This is a genomic window from Arthrobacter sp. QXT-31, assembly GCF_001969265.1.
GTDB lineage: Bacteria > Actinomycetota > Actinomycetes > Actinomycetales > Micrococcaceae > Arthrobacter.
The window spans coordinates 4030148-4051495 of sequence record NZ_CP019304.1; the positions used below are offsets into that span (position 1 = coordinate 4030148).

The following is a 21348-nucleotide window of genomic DNA, read 5'->3' on the forward strand; positions in this document are numbered from 1 at the left end:
TTCCTATTTAGCGATACACTCGAAGGGAGGTTGCCTCCTCCCCGCAACTCATCCCGTTCAGAACCGAGGTATTTCCGTGCCCAGCTACGCCCGTACTGTCCTGACCGCCGCAGTGGCCGGATTCGGCCTGCTCCTCACCGGCTGCGGTGCGCCGGCGGCCGAGACCGGAGCCGCAGGGGACAACGGCCGCATCGCCGTCGTCACGTCCACCAACGTCTACGGGGAAATTGTTGAGGCAGTCGGCGGGGACAAGGTCAACGTCTCGGCCATCATCTCCCGCCCGAGCCAGGACCCGCACTCCTACGAAGCCAACGCCCAGGACCGTCTGACAGTGTCCAAGGCCAAGCTGGTGGTGGAAAACGGCGGCGGCTACGACGACTTCATCCACACTCTCGCGGACGACGGCAAGGTGCCGCACGAAAACATCGTCAGTGCAGTGGAGGTTTCAGGACTGGCCCCGGAGAAGGCAGGCACCTCCTCTGCCCACGCTACCGATGAACATGCCCATGACCACGGCGAGTTCAACGAACACGTCTGGTACAGCTTTGATGCCATGGCGCACCTTGCCGATGCCGTTGCCGCCCGTCTCGGTGCGCTCGACTCCGCTTCGGCCGCCCAGTTCACCGCCAACGCCGCTGAGTTCAAGTCCGGTCTTGCGGAGCTTGAGAGTAAGATTTCGGCAATGAAGACCTCGCACGGCGGTGCCGGCGTTGCCATCACGGAACCGGTCCCGCTCTACCTGCTGGAAGCGGCCGGGCTGGAGAACCGCACGCCCGCCGAGTACACCGCCGCCGTCGAAGAAGGTGCCGACGTATCGCCCGCGGTCCTGAAGGCGGCCACCGCGGCGGCCGCCGCAAAGAGCACCAGTTTCCTCGCCTACAACGAACAGACGGAAGGTCCGCAGACGCAGGCCGTGAAAAAAGCAGCCACCGCCGCCGGGACCCCCGTGGTGAACTCCACCGAGACGCTTCCGGACGGCAAGACCTACCTGCAGTGGATGGCGGACAACGTGGACAACATCAGCAACGCACTGAAGAGCCAGCGTTGAACCCAGTCGTCAGCCTGAAGCAAGCGTCGCTGAAGTTCGGCCGGCGCGCGCTCTGGGAGGACCTGAACCTGGACATCAATCCGGGCGAGTTTTTCGCGGTGCTGGGTCCTAACGGCAGCGGCAAGACCAGCTTCCTCAAGGTCCTGCTGGGACTGCAGGAGCTTCACTCCGGCCACGCAAGCCTCGGCGGCCACCCCGTGGAGCGCGGAAGCCGGATGATCGGCTACATCCCGCAGCAAAAGCCCTTCCCGCCCGACACCCCGATGCGCGCCCGCGACCTGGTGGGCCTGGGCGTCGACGGGCACCGCTGGGGAATCCGGCTCGGCACCGCCAAGGCAAACCGCAGGATTGACGAACTGCTGGAGCTTGTCGGGGCAAGCGACTACGCCAAGGTGCCTGTCGGACAGCTGTCCGGCGGAGAGCAGCAGCGCCTCCGCGTTGCCCAGGCACTCGCCACCGACCCCAGGGTGCTGCTGTGCGACGAGCCGCTCCTGTCGCTGGACCTGCACCACCAGCAGGCTGTGAGCGCGCTCATCAACAAACAGTGCCATGACCGGAAAAGCGCCGTGGTGTTCGTAACCCACGAGATCAATCCGATCATCGACTACGTGGACCGGATCCTGTACCTGGCCGGCGGCCGGTTCAGCGTGGGAACGCCGCACGAGGTCATGACCACCGAAGTCCTGTCCGATCTTTATGACAGCAACGTGGAAGTGATCCATGCCAACGGCAGGATCGTCGTCGTCGGTCTGCCCGACGCCACCACGCACCATCATGACGACGCGCACGCCGCTTCCGGGAAGGGCTCCTGATGGATCTGGAATCATTCCTGCAAACGGTGTTCAACTTCGATAACTACGGGGAACTGCTCGTGCTGGTGCAGAACTCGCTGTGGGCCGGTGCCGTGCTTGGACTCCTCGGCGGCCTCGTAGGGACCTTCGTGATGAAGCGCGACCTGGCGTTTGCTGTCCACGGAATTTCCGAGCTCTCGTTCGCCGGCGCCGCCTTTGCGCTTCTCATCGGCACCGATGTGGTGTTCGGTTCCCTGGTCGGATCGGTGGCAGCTGCGCTCCTGCTCGGGCTGATGGGTGTCCGGGCCCGCGACAAGAACTCCATCATCGGCGTGATCATGCCCTTTGGCCTGGGGCTCGGGATTCTTTTCCTCTCGCTCTATGAAGGCAGGGCGGCCAATAAGTTCGGCCTGCTCACCGGGCAGATTGTGTCCGTGGATACCGTCCAGCTTCAGGTCCTGGCGGGGACCGCGGTGGCAGTGATGGTGGCGCTGTGCTTCATCTGGCGCCCGCTGAGCTTCGCCAGTGTCGATCCCGAACTGGCCGAGGCCCGCGGCGTTCCCGTGCGTTCACTGGCCCTGGTTTTCATGGTGCTTCTGGGCGTCAGCGTGGCGCTGTCCATCCAGATCGTGGGCGCGCTGCTGGTTCTTGCCCTGCTGATCACGCCCGCGGCAGCGGCCCTGCGGGTGACATCCTCGCCGCGCCTCGTGGTTCTGCTCAGCGTGGTGTTCGCCGTTTCGGCGACGGTGGGCGGCATACTGCTGGCCCTCGGCGGGCGCATCCCCATCAGCCCTTACGTCACCACGCTGTCATTCCTGATCTACGTGGCCTGCCGGGTCATCGGCAGCGTCCGCGCCAAGCGCGGCCTTAACGGCCGGGTGATGCGGACCGCATAATCCGGTTGGGGGGTCTACTGCCCGGCGTCTGATTACTGCGCTGTGCTTGACTATTGCGCGGCGGCCTTGCGCGCCGAGCAGTCGGGGCACAGGCCGTAGATCTCCACCGTGTGGGCCACTTCCGTGTAGCCATGCTCCTGGGCCGTCCGCGCGGCCCAGGTCTCGACGGCGGGGGCCTCCACCTCAACCGCCTTGCCGCAGTTGCGGCACAGCAGGTGGTGGTGATGCACCGTCACGGCGCAGCGGCGGTAGACCGCCTCGCCGTCGCCATTGCGCAGCACGTCCACGAGGTCCTCGTCGGCCAGCGACTGCAGGATCCGGTAGGCGGTGGCCAGGGAAACGGATACACCTTTGTTCTGGAGTATCCGGTACAGCTCCTGGGTGCTCACGAAGTCATTGAGCTCGTCCAAGGCGGCGCTGACAGCGATCCGCTGCTTGGTGACGCGCTGCTCTTTCCCGCCGGCGGGCGTCGAAGGTGCCTGTGGCCTGCCGTCAGCGCTGGCGCGTTGTGGCATGGATGGAACTCGCTTTTCTTTCGGGTAATGGCAAGCTTTAACGTTACCAGCCGGAGGTGCGTGGACACTGCCCGGGCCCGTCCCTAGGCTGGCCACATGAAGCTGACTAAATTCACGCACGCCTGCGTCCGGCTCGAAAAGGATGGCCAGGTCCTGGTCCTTGATCCGGGAACCTTCTCCGAAACCGCCGAAGCGCTGGACGGCGCACATGCCGTCCTCATCACGCACGAACATCCCGACCATATCGACGTTCCCGCCGTCGCGGCTGCCCTCAAGGACAACGGAGGGCTGGAGCTTTTTGCTCCGGCAGGTGTGGCGCAGAACGTGCGCAAGGAGGCGCCGGAGGCAGCGGATCGGGTGCATGCCGTGGAACCGGGAACGGCCTTCGACACGGCCGGGTTTGCGATCCGCAGCTTCGGCGGCCAGCACGCCCTGATCCATCCCCAGATTCCGGTGGTCGCCAACATCGGGTACCTCGTGGACGGGGACGTGTACCACCCGGGTGACTCATTCATCATCCCGGACGGCGTTAGCGTGCGTACGCTCCTGGTCCCGATCCATGCCCCGTGGAACAAGGTCAGCGAAGTCGTGGACTTCGTCATCGGCGTCCGCGCCGGACGGGCTTTCCCCATCCACGACGGGCTCCTGAACGAGACCGGCCTGGGACTCGTGGAAGGCCATGTCAAGCGGATCGGGGCGAAGTACGGAACCGAGTACACCCACCTCTCCAGCAGGGAGTCGGTGGACCTCTAGGGCTGCCAGATTCCCGTCTCGAAGAACGCCTTCAGCGTGGCTTCATGTGGCTGCGGATCCAGTCCCTGGGATGCCAGCCACGCAGGGCTGTAGTAGCTGCCCGCGTACCGGTCGCCGCCGTCGCACATCAGGGACACGACGCTTCCCCGCTCGCCGTCGGCGATCATCTGGGCCACGAGCTGCCAGGCACCCCAGAGGTTGGTGCCCGTGGAAGGCCCGGCGTGCAGGCCCGCCAGCGAACGCAGGTGCCGCATGGCTGCGACGGACGCAGCGTCGGGAACCTGGATCATGTGGTCGATGACCGAGGGCACAAAGCTCGGTTCCATGCGTGGCCGGCCGATGCCCTCGATCCGGGAGGGCTGGCCGGTGCTGAAGTCCGCGGCGCCGCTCCGCCAGCCGGGGTAGAACGCGGAGTTTTCCGGATCGACCACCGCCAGGGATGTGTGATGGCGGTGGTAGCGGAGGTAACGGCCGATCGTGGCGCTGGTTCCGCCTGTGCCCGCGCCCACCACAATCCAGCGGGGGACCGGATGATCCTCCAGCGCCAGCTGTTCAAAGATGGACTCGGCAATGTTGTTGTTGCCCCGCCAGTCGGTAGCGCGCTCGGCGTAGGTGAACTGGTCCATGTAGTGGCCGCCGCTTGTGGCGGCGACCTCGGCGGCTGCGGCGTACACCTCTGAAGCATGGTCCACCAGGAGACAGGCACCGCCGAACTGTTCGATCAGGGCGATCTTCTCGGGGCTGGTGGTGCGGGTCATCACGGCGATAAAAGGCAGGCCGAGGAGCTGGGCGAAGTACGCCTCGGAAACCGCGGTGCTGCCGCTGGATGCCTCCACAATCGTGGTCCCCTCGCGGATCCACCCGTTCACCAGCCCGAACAGGAACAGGGAACGGGCCAGCCGGTGTTTCAGGCTTCCGGAGCGGTGCGTGGATTCGTCCTTGAGGTAGAGCTGGACGCCCCAGTGTTCCGGCAGCGGCACCGAGTACAGGTGGGTGTCCGCCGAACGGTTGTTTTCAGCGTTGATCTTGCGGACTGCCTCATCCGCCCATGCCCGGTCACTGAATCGCCTGCTCACCGCATCAGCCTACCGGCGCGGGCACCCGCAGCTAGAGTTAGTGCTGTTGCGCCCCCGAGCGGCCCGCGCAAACCCTTCAGACGAATTCAAGGAGACAGATGAACATCCTCATTGACGCGGCCGGGCTGAATGCCAGGATGGCCTCCGGCCAGCGCACCGTGGTGCTCGACGTCCGCTGGAAGCTCGGGGATCCGGACGGCCGTTCACGGTACCTCGAGGAACACATCCCTGGTGCTGCGTACGTGGACCTTCCCAGCGAATTGGCGGACCCGGCGGACCCCGGCCGCGGGCGCCACCCGCTGCCTTCGAGGGCCCGCTTCCAGGAAGCGGCCCGGTCCTGGGGCATTAGCGACGGCGACACCGTGGTTGCGTACGACGATGCGGGCAGCACGTCCGCTGCACGCGTGTGGTGGATGTTGCGGAACGCTGGCGTCCGCACCGTTCACCTGCTCGACGGCGGCCTGGCCGCCTGGCGTGCGGCAGGGCTGCCCGTGGAGGGAGGGGCCGTGGAGCCCGAGGCAGGCAACGTGACACTTACAGACGGCGGCATGCCGGTGACCGACGCGGACGGTGCCGCCAGCTGGGCTGCCGGAGGAGTGCTGCTGGATGCACGTGCCGCAGAACGCTACCGCGGGGACGTGGAACCGGTGGATCCGAGGGCCGGCCACATTCCCGGCGCCGTCAGCGCCCCCACCACCGCGAATCTCGACGACGACGGCCGCTTCCTGCCGGCGGAGGAGCTGCGGAAGCGCTTTGGCGCCCTTGGGGTCGATACAGCAACGCCGACTGCCGTCTACTGCGGCAGCGGCGTGACGGCCTCCCATGAGATCGCGGCCCTGGAAATCGCAGGGTTTGCCGCCACGCTGTTCCCCGGGTCCTTCTCCGAATGGTCCAATGACGCCTCCCGCCCCGTGGCCACGGGCGACCGTCCCGGGGAATAACGAAGTGCACTTGCGATTGGAACTCATCCGGGAGCCGCGGTAGCGTCGCCATATGACTCCTGGACGCCCTGTGCCCCCGCCGCTGAACCTGCGAATCCCGGTGGAGGAGGCCGCCGTCGGGCCCCTCGAAGGACGCCTTGCCGCGGCCCGCGGGGCATCCTCTGCCACGAGCGGTCTGGTAGCGCTGACCCTTGCCCGGCGGGCGCCCAAAGCCGACGACGTCGAAATTGCGATCGAGTTCTGCGGGCTCTGCCACTCCGACGTCCACGCCACCCGGGGGGAGTGGGGCTCCCAGAACTACCCGCTCGTACCGGGCCACGAGATCGTGGGACGGGTCAGCCGCGTTGGTTCTGATGTGGTGGACTTCCAGCCGGGAGACCGTGTGGGCGTGGGCTGCATGGTGGACTCCTGCCGGGAATGCGGGAGCTGCCGTGAAGGGCTGGAGCAGTACTGCGAACGCGGCCTGACCGGGACGTACGGCACCAGGGATGCCAGGAACGGGGACGCTGTCACGCAGGGCGGCTACGCCTCGTCAGTGGTGGTGGACCGCCGGTATGTCCTGCGGGTGCCGGAGGGCCTGGACCCTGCGGCGGCTGCCCCGTTGCTCTGTGCCGGCATCACCACGTTCTCGCCGCTGCGGCACTTCGGTGTCCGGGAAGGCCACGTGGTCGGCGTCGTTGGCCTGGGCGGCCTGGGGCACATGGCCGTCAAACTGGCCAAAGCAATGGGAGCCGAAGTCAAGGTCTTTACTACGTCCGAAGCCAAAGTGTCCGCGGCGCTGGAACTGGGTGCTGACGCAGTTGTGCTGTCCCGCGACGAGGAGGCGATGGCCGCTGAAAACCGGAGCATCGACGTCATCATCGACACCGTTGCCGCCCCGCACGACCTCAACCCGCTTTTCCGCACCCTGCGCCGGGACGGCGCCCTGTTCCAGCTGGGCCTGCCCTCGGAATCCATGCCGCCCGTTAACCCTGGGGCACTGATCAGAAGGCGGATCTCGTACGCGGGTTCCCTGATCGGGGGTATCGCCGAAACGCAGGAGATGCTCGACTTTTGCGCCGAGCACGGGGTTGTCTCCGATATCGAACTGGTGGGTGCCGAGCAACTTAACGACGCCTATGACCGGATGGTTGCAGGCGATGTGAAGTACCGTTTTGTCCTGGATACATCCACCCTGCAGGAACCGTCGGAAAGGGCTGACGCATGAGCACGCTGTTCACCAAGATTCTCAACGGGGAGATTCCCGGCCGGTTTGTCTGGCGTGAGCCGGACGTCTCCGCGTTCCTCACCATGGGTCCGCTGGCAGACGGCCACACGCTGGTGGTCCCGACCGAGGAAGTGGACCGCTGGACTGACGCCTCACCGGAAACCCTGGCCAAGGTCATGGAAGTGGCCCGGCGGATCGGCGCGGTGCAGGTGGACACCTTCGGGGCGGCCCGGGCAGGACTGATCGTTGCCGGTTACGAGATCAACCACATGCATGTTCACGTGTGGCCTTCCAACAGCATGTCGGAATTCAACTTCGCCACCGCTGAGCACAACCCTGATCCGGCCCGGCTGGACGCCAACGCGGAAAAGCTGCGGGCGGGCCTGCGCGACGCCGGCTACGGGGAGTTCGTGCCCGAGGCCTAAGTCCCGCCCGGCGGTCCGGTTTCACCCACCCCAGTTCCGGACGTTGTGGATCTGGCCAGTCTGGTTCCTGGCAGTGGGGGTGCGGTGGAGTGGTAGGTGTGGCCGCTTGGGGTGGTGATTTCCAGGGTGTGCCGCGGGCCAGGGCGGGGTTGGGCTTTCCAGCCGGGGAGTTCTTTGGTGTGGTTGCAGGCTTCGCAGAGTCCGGCGCCGTTTTCGAGGCTGGTTGGGCCGTCGTTATGCCACGGGACGATGTGGTCTAGGTGTCGGATGGGTGCGTCGCAGTAGGGGGTGCGGCAGGTGTCGTCCCTTACCTGGATGAAGCGGCGCAGCGGTGGCGGGAAGAGCCGCCGTTTCGAGTCCATGGCGACCAGGTCGCCGGTGTCCGGGGCGGTGTAGAGCCGGCGCAGCCAGATCTTCAGGTCTTTCACCGCGTTTTTCTTGGCACCTTCCCATTGTTCAGTTTCCTGTGCTTCTTCTTGGTTGAGGAGTTCCCGGGCCCAGGCTGCGGGGACGATGCCGTAGCCGGTGAGCCGGGCGGGTTCGCTGTCGCCCTGGAGGAGGGTGCGGTCGGTCATGACGAGGTTGACGTCTATCCCGGTGATGCCGCCGGGCGTTCCGGTAATCCATTCAACGAGGGTGTCTGCCATGGCCTGGTTCTTGGATCGCGGGTCCCCGGCGGAACGGAGGGCATCCGCCTGCAGGGTGAGTGCCTTGTAGACGGCGACGCCTTGGTGGGCGGGCAGCAGGGCTGTCAGGTAGGTCATGCAGTCCGGGGCCGGGCGCAGGCTCACGGACCGTTCGGACGCGGCATGGCTGGCCCGCTGCGTGACCGAGCGCGGATCCCTTCGGATCGCGGCGGCCTTGACGGCGGCGACGACGCCGCGGGTTCCGACCCCGTCAAAGGTCCCGGTATCGGCGGCGAGTTCCTCATCCACCGCGGCCCGGTCTTCGACGGTCAGGACAGCTGTTTCCTTCACGAAGTACATCGCGTGCTCTTCATTGAGCTGGCCGGTATCCAGGGCCGCGAGGGTGTGCGGCATTTCGATGACGAGGGCTTTGGCCATCCCTAGCAGCCGGCCGCCCCGGTGCGGGGATTCACCCCGGGCAAGGGCAATCTGCTCAGCCACGCCCAAGTTGTGGTCTTTGGGGCGTTTCCTGCCCAGGTCCTCAGCCGGCAGTGAGCTGCTTTTGGCCAGCGCGGGAGCAGTCTGCCCGGGATCGGCCATCCCCGGGCTGCTCTCCGTTCCTGGTTCGGTTTGTTCCTGCCGCTGTCTGGCTTCGAACTCCACGGCAAGCCGGGCCTGCTGCCCGGCAATCATGCACTTGACCTTCTCCAGCGCCCGGTTCTGGTCCATCAGCCCGGGACCGTCAGCGGTGAGATCGGCCGGCAACAGCGCCCTAACCGCCTCGACCCGGTCGTCCAGGCTCAGCCGCGACGCAGTAGCATCGGAGGCCGCGCCGCCGGCGCTAGCGGCGTCGACGAACCCGCTGCCCGCAAACCCATCGAAGGGATAAGTCTCAATCATCCAGCCCTCGGGAACTGCTGCAGCGTGCAGGTCACAGCAGTCCGGCGCCGGTGCTGAGCTCCCAATGACCTCCATGAACACAGTGCGCCAAGGGGTACTGACAATAAGGCCCGATCGGGCACCGGATCCGGGTAAATCCTGAAATATTTTCTGAGTCCACGCAGGAACGAAAACCGGGTAGCAGCATAGGGGGTTTCCAGCCTTGGGAACGCCCTGAACTGCCACCCAGTTGGAGGTACGGGCCGGGGCCAGCCGATGCGGTTCCAAGGACCAACTGAGGCCGCCGGCTCTTGACACCCGTGTGGTCCATGCCATAGTTTTGAACGCAACGTTCGTACAATGAACGGACTGAGCCGGCGTTGGCGCCGGACATCTGGGCGGTGACCTCGCCGGAGAGCTTCAGTCCCGTTGAACCGACGATCCCCAACGAGGCAGCGCAAATACCCCGTCCTACGCGACCATGAACTGCGCTTCTCATCTCTAGGAAAAGAAGGACAAGGATGTTCGATCAGTCCAGAACACAAGAGTCGGCGCTGAAAACGACCACCCGCCGGCTGCGGACGGACGACTGCATCGTCGTTGACAAGCGTGAGCTCCGCAAGGCCCAGATCGGTGCCGGCGTCGGCAACTTCATCGAGTGGTACGACATCGGCATCTACGGTTACCTCGCTGTCACCATGACGTCTGTGTTCACCGAGGGCATGGACTCGCGGATGGGTCTGCTGGTTACGCTGCTGGGCTTCGCCGTCTCCTTCGTGGTGCGCCCCCTGGGTGGCATGATCCTCGGCCCGCTGGGGGACAGGATCGGCCGCCGCAGGGTGCTCTTCTTCACGATGGCCATCATGGCCGCGGCAACCACCATCATCGGCCTGCTGCCCACCGCCGGGCAGGTCGGCCTTTGGGTCATCATTCCCCTCTACCTGTTGAAGATGCTGCAGGGATTCTCCACCGGCGGCGAGTATTCCGGCGCCGCGACATACATCGCGGAATTCTCGCCGGACCGTAACCGCGGCTTCATGACCTCGCTGCTGAATTCCGGGTCCATGCTCGGCTTCGCTGCCGGGGCCAGCGTTGTGGCGGTAACCACCATGGTCACAACCTCACTGTGGGGCGAGTCGGCAATGCTCGACGGCGGCTGGCGCATTCCTTTCCTGATTGCCCTGCCCCTGGGCATCCTGGCCATTTCCCTCCGGCGGCGTATCCCGGAGTCACCCAGCTTCGAGGTCGCGCATGTAAGGACGGCCACCGAGGACGTCGACCCCATTTTCGTCCGGCACAACCTGCCGAACATCATGAAGCACTACTGGCCCCAGATCCTCATCGGTTGCGCTATCGTCGCCGCCGATGGAACCGCGGGCTACATGCTCACGAGCTACATGCCCACCTTCCTGGAAACCCAGATCGGTTCGAATGCTGTGCACACCGCCGTGGCTGCGGTTGTTGTGCTGGTCCTGCAGGCTCTCCTGATTCCGGTCGTGGCACGCTGGTCCGACCGCATCGGCCGGCGCCCCATCTACGCCATGGCGACGATTGGAAACCTTGTCCTGCTGGTGCCGGCATTCGCGCTGATGCATGTCGGGACTCTCTGGTCGCTGTATCTCGCATTCTTCCTGGTAATGGTGCCCAGCGCTTTTTTCCTGTCGCTGACGGGTGCCGTGATGTCCGAACTGTTCCCCACGGCCTCGCGCTATGGATGCGTAGGGGTCACCCACAATCTGTCCATCTCAATCTTTGGCGGCACCACGCCGCTTGTCAGCCAGATCCTCGTCCAGGTCACAGGCAACACCTATGCGCCGGCCTTCTACGTCATGTTTTTCTCCGCCGTCGCGTTGGTGGCACTCGTGAAGATGCGCGAATCTGCCGCTCGGCCGCTGCTCGGTTCCGTCCCGGTGGTATCCAGCCACGATGAGGCCGCAAAGCTGGTTGAAGGGCAGGACAGCAACGAACGCCTCGACACGAGGACCATGCTGCTCTCGCCTGAACCGGCAGAGGCTGTAGGCGCTGGCGCCCGCTAAGCCATACCCAAATGCCCGGTGCAAGGGGGCATACGACGGCGGCTGCTTCCGGGAGGAGGCGGCCGCCGTCGGGCTTTAAAGCGGCTTATGCCGCCATCACCTTGTTCAGTGCCGTCCGGATCCGCTTCTCGGACACGGAATAGGCTGTGCCGAGCTCGACGGCGAACAGGCTCACCCTTAGCTCCTCGATCATCCACCGGACCTGCGTCAGCTCCGCCCCGGCGCGGCGGCCGGGCAGCAGCGCCGACACGGCGTCGTCGTAGTCGTCCTCCAGCTGCTGGACGGCGGCCATGTTGAGCGCATCGCGCTGTACGTTCCCGGGCAGCTTCTCCAGGCGCTTTTCGATGGCGGCGAGGTAGCGCGGAAGCTGGCTCAGCTGCGCATAGCCGGTCTTGGCCACAAAGCCGGGGAACACGAGCTGCTCAAGCTGGCTGCGGATGTCGTTGAGCGCGCTGATGAGAGCCAGGCTGGTGGTGCCCTTGAGCTGCTTCTCGATCCGCCTGGTGCTGGCAAGGATGCGCTCCACCACGGCAGTGACGCTGAAGACGGTGTCGATCAGCTCCGCCCGCACGTGCTCATACAGAGCGTCGAACGCTGCCTGGTCCCAGGGAAGTTCTGCGGGCGTGAGCTTGTCCACCGCTGCGAGGACGCAGTCGGCGATCAGGGCCGAAACGGAACCGTGCGGGTTCTGGCTGAACGTCAGCTTCTCCGTGTTGTTCAGGTGCTCCAGCACATAGCGGTCCGGCGCCGGTACCCGCAGAGCGAGGAGCCGGATGACGCCGCCCCGCATGGCCTCGAGCTGCTCGGAAGCCGTCTGGAAGACGCGCAGGCCCACGGACTTCCCCTCGTCCACCAGGGCGGGAAATCCCGTGACGGTGTGGCCCTTGACGGTAACGCTGACTTCGCGCTGGAGGGTGCCGAACTGCCACTGGGTCAGGCCGGACTGTTCCTTGAATCCGGCGTGCGCCTGCGGGCTGGATGTGGGGGCGGCCGCCTGTTGCCGGGTCTTCTTCGGCGTCCGCGAGTTGGGGGAGCCTGAACCGGCAGTGGCGGGGGTGGCACCCAGCGATTCCGCGATGGCCCGGCGCGTGGCCGGTGCCAGCCGCTCCTGCAGCGCTTCCAGGTCCTTGCCCTCGTCCAGCACCTTGCCCCGGCTGTCCACCACCTTGAAGCTCACCCGAAGGTGCGGCGGGACCGCGTCCCAGTTCCAGGAACCGGGAGGGATAATCTGGCCCTTCAGGCGGCGCAGGACAAGCTCCAGTGAGCTTTCCAACTCGTCCTCGGCGGGGTCGAAACCGGATTCCAGGGCTGCCACCGCCTGGCGGGCGACGTCGGGGGCCGGAACGAAGCTTTTGCGGACCTGCTTTGGCAGTGACTTGATCAGCGCGGTGACGAGCTCCACCCGCTGGCCGGGGATCAACCAGCGGAAGGGTGCGTCGTCGAGCTGGTTCAGGAAGAGGACCGGCACTTCGGCCGTGACGCCGTCCGACGGATTGGGTGTCGAGCCGGGCGCTACGGGATGGAATTCGTAGCTCAGGGGCAGTTCGAAGCCCTTGTGCAGCCACGTCTTCGGGTAGGCGGACTCATCGAGCGCCTCGGCGTCCTCGCTCAGCAGCAGCGCCTCATCGAAGTCCAGGAGTGCGGGCTCCTGCTGCCGGGCGTCCTTCCACCATTTGTCGAAGTGCCGTTCCGAGACGACGTCCTTGCCTACCCGGGCGTCGTAGAACTCGAAGAGCGTCTCGTCGTCCACCAGCAGGTCCCGGCGGCGCATCCGCGCCTCGAGCTCTTCGACTTCCTGCAGCAGGGCCCGGTTGCGGTGGAAGAACTTGTGGTGCGTCTTCCATTCGCCCTGGACCAGCGCATGCCGGATGAACAGTTCGCGGGCCAGGACGGGATCGACCTTGCCGTAATTGACGCGGCGCTGGGCAATGATGGGCACACCGTAGAGGGTGACCTTTTCGTAGGCCATCACGGCGCCCATCTTGGTGGACCAGTGGGGTTCGCTGTAGCTGTGCTTGATCAGGTGCGGAGCCACCTGTTCGGCCCATGCCGGCTCGAACTTGGAGGCGACCCGCGCCCACAGCCGGCTGGTTTCCACGAGCTCGGCGGCCATGACAAAGGTGGGCGACTTCTTGAACAGCGCCGAGCCGGGGAAGATGGCGAAGCGGCTGCCACGGGCGCCGGCGTATTCCCGCTTGCGCTCGTCGAGGATGCCGATGTGGCTCAGCAGCCCGGAAAGGAGGCTGATGTGGATGCCCTCGTGGTTGCCCACCGGGTCTGCTTCCCGCTTGTTGTCCAGACTGATGCCCAGGGGCCGGGCCAGCTGCCGGAGCTGGGTGAACAGGTCCTGCCACTCACGGACGCGGAGGTAGTTGATGAATTCGTTCCGGCACAGGCGGCGGAACTGGGTGGAGGACAGCTCCTGCTGCTTCTCGTGGATGTAGTTCCAGAGGTTCAGGTAGCCGGTGAAATCGGAGTTCTCGTCACGGAAGCGCGCGTGCTTTTCGGCAGCCAGCTGCTGCTTGTCCGTCGGGCGTTCCCGGGGGTCCTGGATGGTGAGGGCCGCCGCCAGGACCATGACTTCGCGGACGCAGCCGCGCTTGCCCGCTTCCACGATCATGCGGCCGAGCCGCGGGTCAACCGGCAGCTGGGCAAGTTTCTGTCCGACGGCGGTCAGTCCGCTGCCGCCGTTGCGGCCGTTGCGCTTTCCCGCGGTGCCGGCAGTCTGCGGTGCGCTACTTCCTGCCTGCGGAACACCGCCGCCTGCCTGCGGCGCGCTCAAGGCGCCAAGCTCACGAAGGAGGGTCACGCCGTCGTTAATGGCCCGCGAGTCCGGGGGCTCCACGAAGGGGAACTTTTCGATGTCCTTCGGTCCCCGTGCCACGCCCATGGCAGTCATCTGCAGGATGACGGCCGCCAGGTTGGTGCGCAGGATTTCCGGATCGGTGTAGAGCGGCCGGGACTCGAAGTCCTCCTCGGAGTACAGCCGGATGGCGATGCCGTCCGAGACGCGGCCGCAGCGTCCGGAACGCTGGTTTGCCGACGCCTGGGACACCCGTTCGATGGGCAGCCGCTGCACTTTGGTGCGGTGCGAGTAGCGCGAGATGCGGGCAGTGCCGGTGTCGATCACGTACTTGATGCCCGGCACGGTCAGCGAGGTTTCGGCCACGTTGGTGGCCAGCACGATCCGCCGCTTGCCGCCCGGGTTGAACACCCGGTGCTGCTCCTGCAGGCTCAGGCGCGCGAACAGGGGGAGGACCTCGGTGCCGGCGAGCCGCCGGTTGGACTGGATCCTGGCCTGCAGGGCGTCCGCGGCATCCCGGATCTCACGCTCGCCGGAGAAGAAGATGAGGATGTCGCCAGGCGCTTCGACGGCAAGCTCGTCGACGGCGTCGCAGACGGCGTCCAGCGGGTCGCGGTCTTCCTCGAGTTCATCGTCGGAGGAGTTGTCCTCGTCATCGCCGGACGGGCCGCCGGCAGGCTGGGAGAGCGGCCGGTAGCGGATCTCCACCGGGAAGGTGCGTCCGGACACCTCAACGATGGGTGCCGGTTCCTCGTCCGAGCCGAAGTGCCGGGCGAAGCGCTCCGGATCAATCGTGGCGGAGGTGATGATGACCTTCAGGTCCGGCCGCTGCGGCAGGATCCGTTTGAGGTAGCCGAGGATGAAGTCGATGTTCAGGCTGCGTTCGTGGGCCTCATCGATGATGATCGCGTTGTATTTGCGGAGCAGCTTGTCGCGCTGGATCTCGGCCAGAAGGATGCCGTCGGTCATCAGCTTGACCTTGGTGGACTTGCTCACCTCGCCGGTGAAGCGGACCTGGAAGCCCACTTCCTGCCCGATATCGACGCCGAGTTCGGAGGCTATGCGTTCGGCCACCGTCCGCGCCGCGAGCCGGCGCGGCTGGGTGTGGCCGATCAGGCCGTTCTCGCCCAGGCCCAGCTCGAGGCACATCTTGGGAATCTGGGTGGTCTTTCCGGAGCCGGTCTCACCGGCGATGATCGTCACCTGGTTGGCGGCGATCGCGGCCATCAGGTCCTCGCGGCGCTCGGAAACCGGCAGCTCGGCGGGGTAGGAGATGTGAAAAGTCATGGCTCCTCCAAGTCTACTGCCGCGTAAAAGGACCCGGCGTGCGCCGGGTCCTTGGGTTGGGTGCTTGGTTAGCGCTGCTAGAAGATACGCATGGTGTAGTTGCTGCTGGGCAGGTCGAGTGCGGACCAGTCCCGGACCGAATACTCGGGAGGGGTGTGCCCGCGGCCATCCCGAAGAATGGCGCCGACCGTGGCTGCAGCGGCAACGAGGACCAGGACAAGAAGGGCGATTCCGAAGATTTCCATGCCTCCATGGTTCTCCCGTGGAACAGGGGAAAGAAGTGGCAGAAATGCCTAAAAAGTACAAATTTCTGCCATACTGGAAACATGCTCAAGTCAGTGGCAGTCATCGTGGTTCCCAATTTCTCGATCTTTGAGTTCGGTACCGCTTTTGAGGTGTTTGGCATCGACCGTTCGGACCGGGGGACGGGCGTGCCGCAGTTCGACTTCCGCGTGTGCACGCCGGTGCCCGGCGAAGTTCCGCTGAAGACCGGCCTGACCATGAACGTGGGCCTCGGGCTCGAAGCTGCCGCCGACGCGGACCTGGTGATCATGGCGCCCTACGGCCGGGATGAAGACGTTCCGGAAGCGGTCCTCGATGCCCTCCGGGCCGCGCACAGCCGCGGCGCCTGGGTGATGTCCATCTGCTCCGGTGCCTTTGCGCTGGCGCGGGCTGGGCTTCTGGACGGACGCCGCTGCACCACGCACTGGCACTACTCGGAGGAACTGGCGGCCCAGTATCCCAACGTCCTGGTCGACGAGAACGTCCTCTACGTCCAGGACGGGCGGATCATCTCCAGCGCCGGAACGGCCGCCGGCATTGACGCGTGCCTGCATCTGGTGCGGATCGAATTCGGGGCTGCCGTGGCGGCCGCCATCGCCAGGGACATGGTGGTCCCGCCGCACCGCGACGGTGGCCAGGCCCAGTTCATCGACCGGCCCATGCCCGAATGCGGCTCCCAGCCGATGGAGGAACTCCTTCGCTGGATGGTGGAGAACCTGGACGAGGAACATCCCGTCCATGAGCTGGCCGCCCGCGTGCACATGTCGCCGCGCACTTTTGCCCGCCGCTTCCGCGCGGAGACGGGCGCCACCCCGGCTGCGTGGCTCAATTCCCAGCGGGTCCTCCGTGCCCAGGAGCTGCTGGAGTCCACGGAGCTGAACATCGACGAGGTGGCGCGCCAGTCGGGGTTCGGCCACCCGGTGCTGCTCCGGCACCACTTCGCCAAGGTGCTGGACACGAGTCCGCAGTCCTACCGCAGGGCCTTCCGCGGCCAGATGGCCCCGGCCGGCTAAGGGCAGGCCCGGCAGGCTAGGACTGCCGGGATTCTTCGGCGGCGGCCCGTGTCGACTCCACGAGGACCCGCCACGGGCCGGTGACTGCCGTCTCGGGCAGCGTGGCACGGTGCTGGCCTGCCCGGATGGAGTATGTGAAGCGGTCCGGCTGCCCGTCCGCCGCCTGCCGGGGGTCGGCGACGGCGTCCCAGGGGCAGGCTTCGACGATGGGTTGCCACCGGCTCTTGTCGCTCGACGTGACGGCTTGCACCGTCCACACGCGGGTGAGTGCGGCTATCCCGCCGCTGCGCTCGACTGTGATTTTCATGGCGAGGTTCCCGGTTTTCCGCAGCTGCCGGGAAACGGAAGGTCACAGTCCCGGCGTCGGTTAGAGCTTTACCTTCACAGTCTCCCACGCCCCGCGCACGGCGTCATGCTCTGTGGACTCCTCGCCGAACAGTTCCCTCGCCGTTGCCGCGGTGGCTTTGGCGAACGCAGTGAAGGTGCTGTTGGGGCTGAGCAAGCCGCCGGTCAGGGTCTCGTACCAGATCTGCCCCGGAGCTTCCCAGGCATTCCCGCCCAAGGTCTGGGCGACGAGGCAGAACGCCCGGTTCGGAATGCCGGAGTTGATGTGGACCCCGCCGTTGTCCGCCCGCGTGCGGACATAGGAGTCCATGGAGTCCGGCTGCGGGTCCTTGCCCAGGATGTCGTCGTCGTACGCGGTTCCCGGTGCCTTCATCGAACGCAGGGCGGACCCCTGGACCTGCGGTGTGAACAGGCCCTCGCCAATCAGCCAGGAGGCCTCGGCGGCGGTCTGCTTCCGGGAATACTGCTCCACGAGCGCGCCGAAGACGTCGGAGACGGACTCGTTGATGGCCCCGGCCTGGTTGCGGTAGGCGAGCCCGGCAGAAAACTGCGTCACACCATGGGCCAGTTCATGGCCGATAACGCTGAGCGAGCGGGTGAACCGCTGGAAGACCTCGCCGTCGCCGTCGCCAAACACCATCTGCTGGCCGTCCCAGAAGGCGTTGTCATACATCCGGCCGAAGTGGACGGTGGCCTTCAGTGGCATTCCCTGCCCGTCGACGGAGTTGCGCCCGAACGCGTCGGCGTAGAGGCCGTGCGTGTGGCCCATGCCGTCATAGGCCTCATCGACCGCGGGATCACCGGTGGCCAGGTCGCCTTCCTTCCTGACAACCTGCCCGGGCAGCGACTCACCGTACATCGCGTCAAAGATCGACCTGTTAACCGGGGCGGGCTGCAGTTGTCTGAAGCTGGCCGGAGCCGACGGCGCCGCCGTGCGGGCCGCGTGCACGGCGCCAACGTGGTGCAGGGCCTCCTTGGCCGCCCGGGCAACAGCCGAGTACCGGGGGGACCCCTGGGTGGCCAGGCGGCGGAGGATGTACGGCGGAACAATTGAACAGATCATGCGACTCACCCTATGGACGGCGTCTGACATTCTTCGTCAGGCGCACTGGGCATGCACGAAACCCCCGCCGCTTTCAGTCAGCGGCGGGGGTTTCTTCTGTGCCCTCGGTAGGATTCGAACCTACGGCCTTCTGCTCCGGAGGCAGACGCTCTATCCCCTGAGCTACGAGGGCATTCAGGGATCCTGCCGTTCCCGGCCGGACGTCCTAGAGCTTAGCAGGAAGGTGGCCCGGAAAGGAAAACGGGATCTCCTATCTAGTATCCCGCGAAGGAATCCACGTGGATACGGCGGGCGCCGGCATGCCGAGCGGCGCGCCGCAGCGAGCCGACGCTGGCGGGTGAACCCGAGATAAACACCCTCCGCTGGCCGATGTCCGGTACCAGCCGTTTCAGCGCGTGGCCGTCCAGCCGTGCCCCCGGGGCAAGCACGGCCCCGGCGTCCTCGATAAAGTCCGGCGGAACCGAACCGTCAGCGAGCCGGGCAACGACGCGGGCGCCCGAATCCTCCAGTTCCGCCGTGTAGGCGAGCTCCGAGGTGTTCCGGGCGAGGTACAGAAGAACCGTATCGCGCTCGCGGGCCACACCGTGGGAAAGGTGGGCCACATATGGCGTCACGCCGATGCCTGCGGCAATGAACAGGAGCGGGTCCGGTCCCTTTGGCAGCACGAAGTCTCCGGCGACGGTGGTGGCGGTGAGTTCGTCGCCGGGCTTGAGTGCAAGAAGCCTGCGCTTGGCAGCCGAAACCGGGTGTGCTGTGCCGACGCCGATCTTCACGTGGGATGCCTCCGGGGAGCTGGTCAGGCTGAAGACGCGGCGCCGGCCGCGTCCGTCCGGCTTGGCATGTGGAAGATCCAGCTCCAGGTACTGTCCGGGTTCGTGGCGGAGCGGCCGGTGGGGGCGGAAGACGAATTCTGTGGTGCTCGGCGTGAGCGGGCGGGAGTGGCTGAAAAGCAGCCGGACGCTTCCACGCTGGCCCACCAGGAATGCGAGCAGGTTGCCAACCAGCAAAGCCAGCTCGGGGGAGTTAGCCATAATGCCCAGGTTGAAGGGCGTCGCCAGCAGGACCGCCACGACGGCGGCCATCGCCAGCTGCTGCCAGCGCCGGGGCGGCAGGGTGAGCGGCTCGGTGAGCATGAAGCCGGCAAAAAACAGCACGGGACCCTGTGCCAGGGTTTGCCAGACGGCACTTCCGGGGCCGACGCCGGAAGGCACCTGCACCGCGGCCACGACGGCGATGGCCACCAGGACGAACACAGCGGCCATGAGCATTTTCCGGGTCCGGTACAGCACCAGCAAGACGCCCGGAACCAGTAGCCACAGCATGGCCGGTGTGCCGGCCCACCATGTGGCGATGTTGAGGCCCGTGAGCCCGGTGATGAATGCCCCGGCAGCAGCAGGGTTGAACACATGGCGCCCGCGCCAGGCCAGGGCGTACTTGGAAGCTGACGCCAGGACACAGGCCAGGGCAACCCCGCCCAGATCCATCGGCGCAAATGCAGGGCCGAGCTGGGTGGGCCAGAAGAGGAAGTAGAGCAGGAGGCCCGTAATCAGCGAGGATTCGCTGTGCGGCCGGACGCGGAACAGCGCTGCCAGGGCGCGGTTGGAAACGTACGTCAGCCCCAGGCAAAGGGCCAGGTGGGCCAGCATGTTGGGAATGCCGAACGTCAGCCAGCCGAGGGCGTCGAGGACGAGGCTGTAGACGGCCAGCACTGCAAGCACCAGCAGCACCAGCCGGTACATCGTGAAACGGCCAAGGTAGGCGTCCAGGGCGGTGCCGGGGGCGGTCTGCTGCCGGGAGGTGGTGGAACTCATGTGAACAGCGCTCCTTCGAATGCCGCGGAATACTCCGCGCTGCCGTTGGAAAATACCTTGAGCCAGGAAAAGCGGAAGTGCTGTTCCAGGTCCGCGGCCGGAACCAGGAACAGGGCGGTGGCGAGGGCGTCCGCCTCCATGGCGCTGTCCGCCAGCGCCCACGTGGCCACGACAGTCCTGACCGGCGCCCCGGTGGTGCCGTCCAGGACGTGGTGGAGCCCGTCTCCCCAGGCCCGCCGGTTCGATGCCGAGGCGCAGAGCGCGCCCGATCCCAGCGGAACTGTTCCTATCGCCTTGGTGGCGTCATACGGATGCTCCAGGGCCACCTGCACCGGCTGCCGGCCGCCGTTCAGCAGGTCCCCGCTGGCATCAATGAAGAAGTCCGGAACCCCGTGGCTCCTCAGTTGCCCGGCGAGGAGGTCCACGAGCTGGCCTTTGCCGGCCGCTCCGATGTCCAGCACCACCGGAGCCGTGGTGGTCAGTGACGTGCCGTGCCATTCCAAAACGTCGTCCCACGCCGGCGGCGCGATGGCCGCTCCGTGCGGCCGGAGAGAGTACTGCGGATCGTAGCCCAGCTGCTCAAGGCTTTTGCCGATGAGTGGAGTCATGGCGCCGCCGCTGAGCGAATAGAGCTGACGGTAAAGGGCAGCGAGTCCGGAGGCCTCGGCCGGCAACCCGTACTGCCCGGGGGCCACCGACACCCGGGTGACCAGCGAGTCCGCCCGGAACCTGGACCACGTGGAGTCGTAGCGCTCCACTTCGGCCAACAGCCCGGCACGCAGCGCGGGGGCCACAGGGGCGGGCGTGGAAATTTCCCACCGGGTTCCGATTCCGTCAAACCCGAAGTTCTGCCAGCCCGGGTGCGGCATGCGCCCTCCTTTTGGCTCGGCGTCGTCGTGCAGGGATCCGGCGGGCCGCTAGAGTGCCTGCGTCTTGATCGCTTCGACAGCCTGGTTGAAGCCGCCGCTGGTCAGGGAGGAACCTGCCACCTTGGAGACCTTGATCTCATCCAGGCTCTTGCCCACCACCTGGTCGGCGATACCACCGGCGAACTGGCCCTGGAACTTACGGGTGTTGGGATTGGACGGGTGCTGGGTGATCTCCACCCCGGACACCGTGCCATTTGCCAGCGTCAGCTGAACGCCTACTGTCTCCGTGCCGTTGGGGGACGTGTAGTTGCCGTCTGCGCTGTAGGTCCCGTCCTTGTATTCCGCGGCGGAACCGGACCCGGTTGCGGATGACGGTGCCGACGAGGACTGCGTTTCCTGCGGTGCTTCCTGTGCGGCGGGCTGCTGGGCGGACGGCGCGCAGCCGGCCACCGTTCCTGCGAGTGACAGACCTGCCATGCCGGCGAATACGGTCTTGCGGATTGAAGGCTTCACTGTGGTCTCTTTTCGTGGTGCTGGCACTGACAGGGACAGGGTTGATATTTCAACATTTGAAGAGCTGAGTAAAGGCTAAGTGCCTTTCCTGTGAATTCCCCCTCTGTTTGCTGTGACGCTGAGGGGGCCCGGGTCCCCCTGCCGGATTCCGCGCCATGACGGGCTCCCC

General features: G+C 66.0%; 19 protein-coding genes and 1 tRNA gene. 9 read left to right on the forward strand and 11 right to left on the reverse strand.

The genetic code is table 11. The features are described from left to right. Window positions 1-76: 76 nt before the first annotated feature. From BWQ92_RS18310 to BWQ92_RS18320, 3 genes are read left to right on the forward strand one after another with little or no spacing between them, the layout of a single operon-like run. On the forward strand, window positions 77-1048 hold the full coding sequence (locus tag BWQ92_RS18310) for a metal ABC transporter solute-binding protein, Zn/Mn family (protein WP_076801907.1): 972 nt from the start codon (window positions 77-79) through the stop codon (window positions 1046-1048). Continuing rightward, complete coding sequence (locus BWQ92_RS18315; protein ID WP_076801909.1) at window positions 1045-1860, forward strand: metal ABC transporter ATP-binding protein; 816 nt, start codon at window positions 1045-1047, stop codon at window positions 1858-1860. The genes BWQ92_RS18310 and BWQ92_RS18315 overlap by 4 nt, the downstream gene beginning before the upstream one ends. After that, window positions 1860-2735 carry a metal ABC transporter permease gene (locus BWQ92_RS18320; protein WP_076801911.1) on the forward strand — a complete coding sequence of 292 codons (876 nt, stop codon included), beginning with the start codon at window positions 1860-1862 and terminating at the stop codon, window positions 2733-2735. The genes BWQ92_RS18315 and BWQ92_RS18320 overlap by 1 nt, the downstream gene beginning before the upstream one ends. A 50-nt stretch (window positions 2736-2785) precedes the next feature. On the opposite strand, the gene BWQ92_RS18325 is transcribed toward BWQ92_RS18320, so the two are convergent. Next, window positions 2786-3250 carry a Fur family transcriptional regulator gene (locus tag BWQ92_RS18325; protein ID WP_076801913.1) on the reverse strand — a complete coding sequence of 155 codons (465 nt, stop codon included), beginning with the start codon at window positions 3248-3250 and terminating at the stop codon, window positions 2786-2788. Window positions 3251-3346: 96 nt separating this feature from the next. Between BWQ92_RS18325 and BWQ92_RS18330 the strand changes: the two genes are divergently transcribed. Then, window positions 3347-4003: an MBL fold metallo-hydrolase gene (locus BWQ92_RS18330; protein WP_076801915.1), complete on the forward strand. Its 657-nt coding sequence runs from the start codon at window positions 3347-3349 to the stop codon at window positions 4001-4003. On the opposite strand, the gene BWQ92_RS18335 is transcribed toward BWQ92_RS18330, so the two are convergent. After that, window positions 4000-5079 (reverse strand): PLP-dependent cysteine synthase family protein, encoded by a 1080-nt coding sequence (locus BWQ92_RS18335; RefSeq protein ID WP_076801917.1) that lies wholly within the window; start codon window positions 5077-5079, stop codon window positions 4000-4002. The two genes, BWQ92_RS18330 and BWQ92_RS18335, sit on opposite strands and share 4 nt — an antisense overlap. Window positions 5080-5177: 98 nt before the next feature. Here BWQ92_RS18335 and BWQ92_RS18340 point away from each other — a divergent pair, with 98 nt between their 5' ends. The 3 genes from BWQ92_RS18340 to BWQ92_RS18350 are packed head-to-tail and all read left to right on the forward strand — an operon-like array spanning window position 5178 to window position 7652. Continuing rightward, window positions 5178-6020 carry a sulfurtransferase gene (locus tag BWQ92_RS18340; RefSeq protein ID WP_076801918.1) on the forward strand — a complete coding sequence of 281 codons (843 nt, stop codon included), beginning with the start codon at window positions 5178-5180 and terminating at the stop codon, window positions 6018-6020. 52 nt (window positions 6021-6072) lie between these two features. Continuing rightward, window positions 6073-7227 carry an NAD(P)-dependent alcohol dehydrogenase gene (locus BWQ92_RS18345; RefSeq protein ID WP_076801921.1) on the forward strand — a complete coding sequence of 385 codons (1155 nt, stop codon included), beginning with the start codon at window positions 6073-6075 and terminating at the stop codon, window positions 7225-7227. Then, window positions 7224-7652, forward strand: a complete 429-nt coding sequence (locus tag BWQ92_RS18350) for an HIT family protein (protein ID WP_076801923.1) — start codon at window positions 7224-7226, stop codon at window positions 7650-7652. The genes BWQ92_RS18345 and BWQ92_RS18350 overlap by 4 nt, the downstream gene beginning before the upstream one ends. Here the strand turns inward: BWQ92_RS18350 and BWQ92_RS18355 are convergent. Further along, window positions 7649-9253: an HNH endonuclease gene (locus BWQ92_RS18355; RefSeq protein WP_442856731.1), complete on the reverse strand. Its 1605-nt coding sequence runs from the start codon at window positions 9251-9253 to the stop codon at window positions 7649-7651. The genes BWQ92_RS18350 and BWQ92_RS18355 overlap by 4 nt on opposite strands. Before the next feature lie 425 nt (window positions 9254-9678). Here BWQ92_RS18355 and BWQ92_RS18360 point away from each other — a divergent pair, with 425 nt between their 5' ends. Beyond that, on the forward strand, window positions 9679-11193 hold the full coding sequence (locus tag BWQ92_RS18360; RefSeq protein WP_083706361.1) for an MFS transporter: 1515 nt from the start codon (window positions 9679-9681) through the stop codon (window positions 11191-11193). Between the two features lie 85 nt (window positions 11194-11278). Here BWQ92_RS18360 and hrpA read toward each other — a convergent pair whose 3' ends face one another. Next, window positions 11279-15283, reverse strand: a complete 4005-nt coding sequence (hrpA, locus tag BWQ92_RS18365; RefSeq protein WP_076801926.1) for an ATP-dependent RNA helicase HrpA — start codon at window positions 15281-15283, stop codon at window positions 11279-11281. 77 nt (window positions 15284-15360) lie between these two features. Further along, window positions 15361-15528, reverse strand: a complete 168-nt coding sequence (locus tag BWQ92_RS23880) for a hypothetical protein (protein WP_172411637.1) — start codon at window positions 15526-15528, stop codon at window positions 15361-15363. Window positions 15529-15609: 81 nt separating this feature from the next. Here BWQ92_RS23880 and BWQ92_RS18370 point away from each other — a divergent pair, with 81 nt between their 5' ends. Continuing rightward, entirely contained in the window at window positions 15610-16578 is a 969-nt protein-coding gene (locus BWQ92_RS18370; protein WP_076801928.1) for a helix-turn-helix domain-containing protein, read from the forward strand. Window positions 16579-16594: 16 nt separating this feature from the next. Here the strand turns inward: BWQ92_RS18370 and BWQ92_RS18375 are convergent, their stop codons facing one another. The 6 genes from BWQ92_RS18375 to BWQ92_RS18400 all read right to left on the reverse strand — a co-directional run bounded on the left by BWQ92_RS18375 (window position 16595) and on the right by BWQ92_RS18400 (window position 21179). Further along, window positions 16595-16885, reverse strand: a complete 291-nt coding sequence (locus tag BWQ92_RS18375; protein WP_076801931.1) for a protealysin inhibitor emfourin — start codon at window positions 16883-16885, stop codon at window positions 16595-16597. 60 nt (window positions 16886-16945) lie between these two features. Beyond that, window positions 16946-17986 carry a M4 family metallopeptidase gene (locus BWQ92_RS18380; protein ID WP_076801933.1) on the reverse strand — a complete coding sequence of 347 codons (1041 nt, stop codon included), beginning with the start codon at window positions 17984-17986 and terminating at the stop codon, window positions 16946-16948. Between the two features lie 99 nt (window positions 17987-18085). After that, window positions 18086-18158, reverse strand: a tRNA-Arg gene (locus BWQ92_RS18385). A gap of 82 nt (window positions 18159-18240) precedes the next feature. Then, window positions 18241-19797: a ferredoxin--NADP reductase gene (locus tag BWQ92_RS18390; RefSeq protein ID WP_076801935.1), complete on the reverse strand. Its 1557-nt coding sequence runs from the start codon at window positions 19795-19797 to the stop codon at window positions 18241-18243. Continuing rightward, entirely contained in the window at window positions 19794-20666 is an 873-nt protein-coding gene (locus BWQ92_RS18395) for an FAD:protein FMN transferase (protein WP_076801938.1), read from the reverse strand. The genes BWQ92_RS18390 and BWQ92_RS18395 overlap by 4 nt, the downstream gene beginning before the upstream one ends. Window positions 20667-20714: 48 nt before the next feature. Then, window positions 20715-21179 carry an FMN-binding protein gene (locus BWQ92_RS18400; RefSeq protein ID WP_157365202.1) on the reverse strand — a complete coding sequence of 155 codons (465 nt, stop codon included), beginning with the start codon at window positions 21177-21179 and terminating at the stop codon, window positions 20715-20717. Window positions 21180-21348 lie beyond the last annotated feature (169 nt).

What these genes read in the sequence shown, in the direction of transcription:
- BWQ92_RS18320 (WP_076801911.1), top strand. Translation starts at nt 1,860, where the DNA reads ATGGATCTGGAATCATTCCTGCAAACGGTGTTCAACTTCGATAACTAC.
- BWQ92_RS18325 (WP_076801913.1), bottom strand. Translation starts at nt 3,250, where the DNA reads ATGCCACAACGCGCCAGCGCTGACGGCAGGCCACAGGCACCTTCGACG.
- BWQ92_RS18330 (WP_076801915.1), top strand. Translation starts at nt 3,347, where the DNA reads ATGAAGCTGACTAAATTCACGCACGCCTGCGTCCGGCTCGAAAAGGAT.
- BWQ92_RS18340 (WP_076801918.1), top strand. Translation starts at nt 5,178, where the DNA reads ATGAACATCCTCATTGACGCGGCCGGGCTGAATGCCAGGATGGCCTCC.
- BWQ92_RS18345 (WP_076801921.1), top strand. Translation starts at nt 6,073, where the DNA reads ATGACTCCTGGACGCCCTGTGCCCCCGCCGCTGAACCTGCGAATCCCG.
- BWQ92_RS18350 (WP_076801923.1), top strand. Translation starts at nt 7,224, where the DNA reads ATGAGCACGCTGTTCACCAAGATTCTCAACGGGGAGATTCCCGGCCGG.
- BWQ92_RS18355 (WP_442856731.1), bottom strand. Translation starts at nt 9,253, where the DNA reads ATGGAGGTCATTGGGAGCTCAGCACCGGCGCCGGACTGCTGTGACCTG.
- BWQ92_RS18360 (WP_083706361.1), top strand. Translation starts at nt 9,679, where the DNA reads ATGTTCGATCAGTCCAGAACACAAGAGTCGGCGCTGAAAACGACCACC.
- hrpA (WP_076801926.1), bottom strand. Translation starts at nt 15,283, where the DNA reads ATGACTTTTCACATCTCCTACCCCGCCGAGCTGCCGGTTTCCGAGCGC.
- BWQ92_RS23880 (WP_172411637.1), bottom strand. Translation starts at nt 15,528, where the DNA reads ATGGAAATCTTCGGAATCGCCCTTCTTGTCCTGGTCCTCGTTGCCGCT.
- BWQ92_RS18370 (WP_076801928.1), top strand. Translation starts at nt 15,610, where the DNA reads ATGCTCAAGTCAGTGGCAGTCATCGTGGTTCCCAATTTCTCGATCTTT.
- BWQ92_RS18375 (WP_076801931.1), bottom strand. Translation starts at nt 16,885, where the DNA reads ATGAAAATCACAGTCGAGCGCAGCGGCGGGATAGCCGCACTCACCCGC.
- BWQ92_RS18380 (WP_076801933.1), bottom strand. Translation starts at nt 17,986, where the DNA reads ATGATCTGTTCAATTGTTCCGCCGTACATCCTCCGCCGCCTGGCCACC.
- BWQ92_RS18390 (WP_076801935.1), bottom strand. Translation starts at nt 19,797, where the DNA reads ATGAGTTCCACCACCTCCCGGCAGCAGACCGCCCCCGGCACCGCCCTG.
- BWQ92_RS18395 (WP_076801938.1), bottom strand. Translation starts at nt 20,666, where the DNA reads ATGCCGCACCCGGGCTGGCAGAACTTCGGGTTTGACGGAATCGGAACC.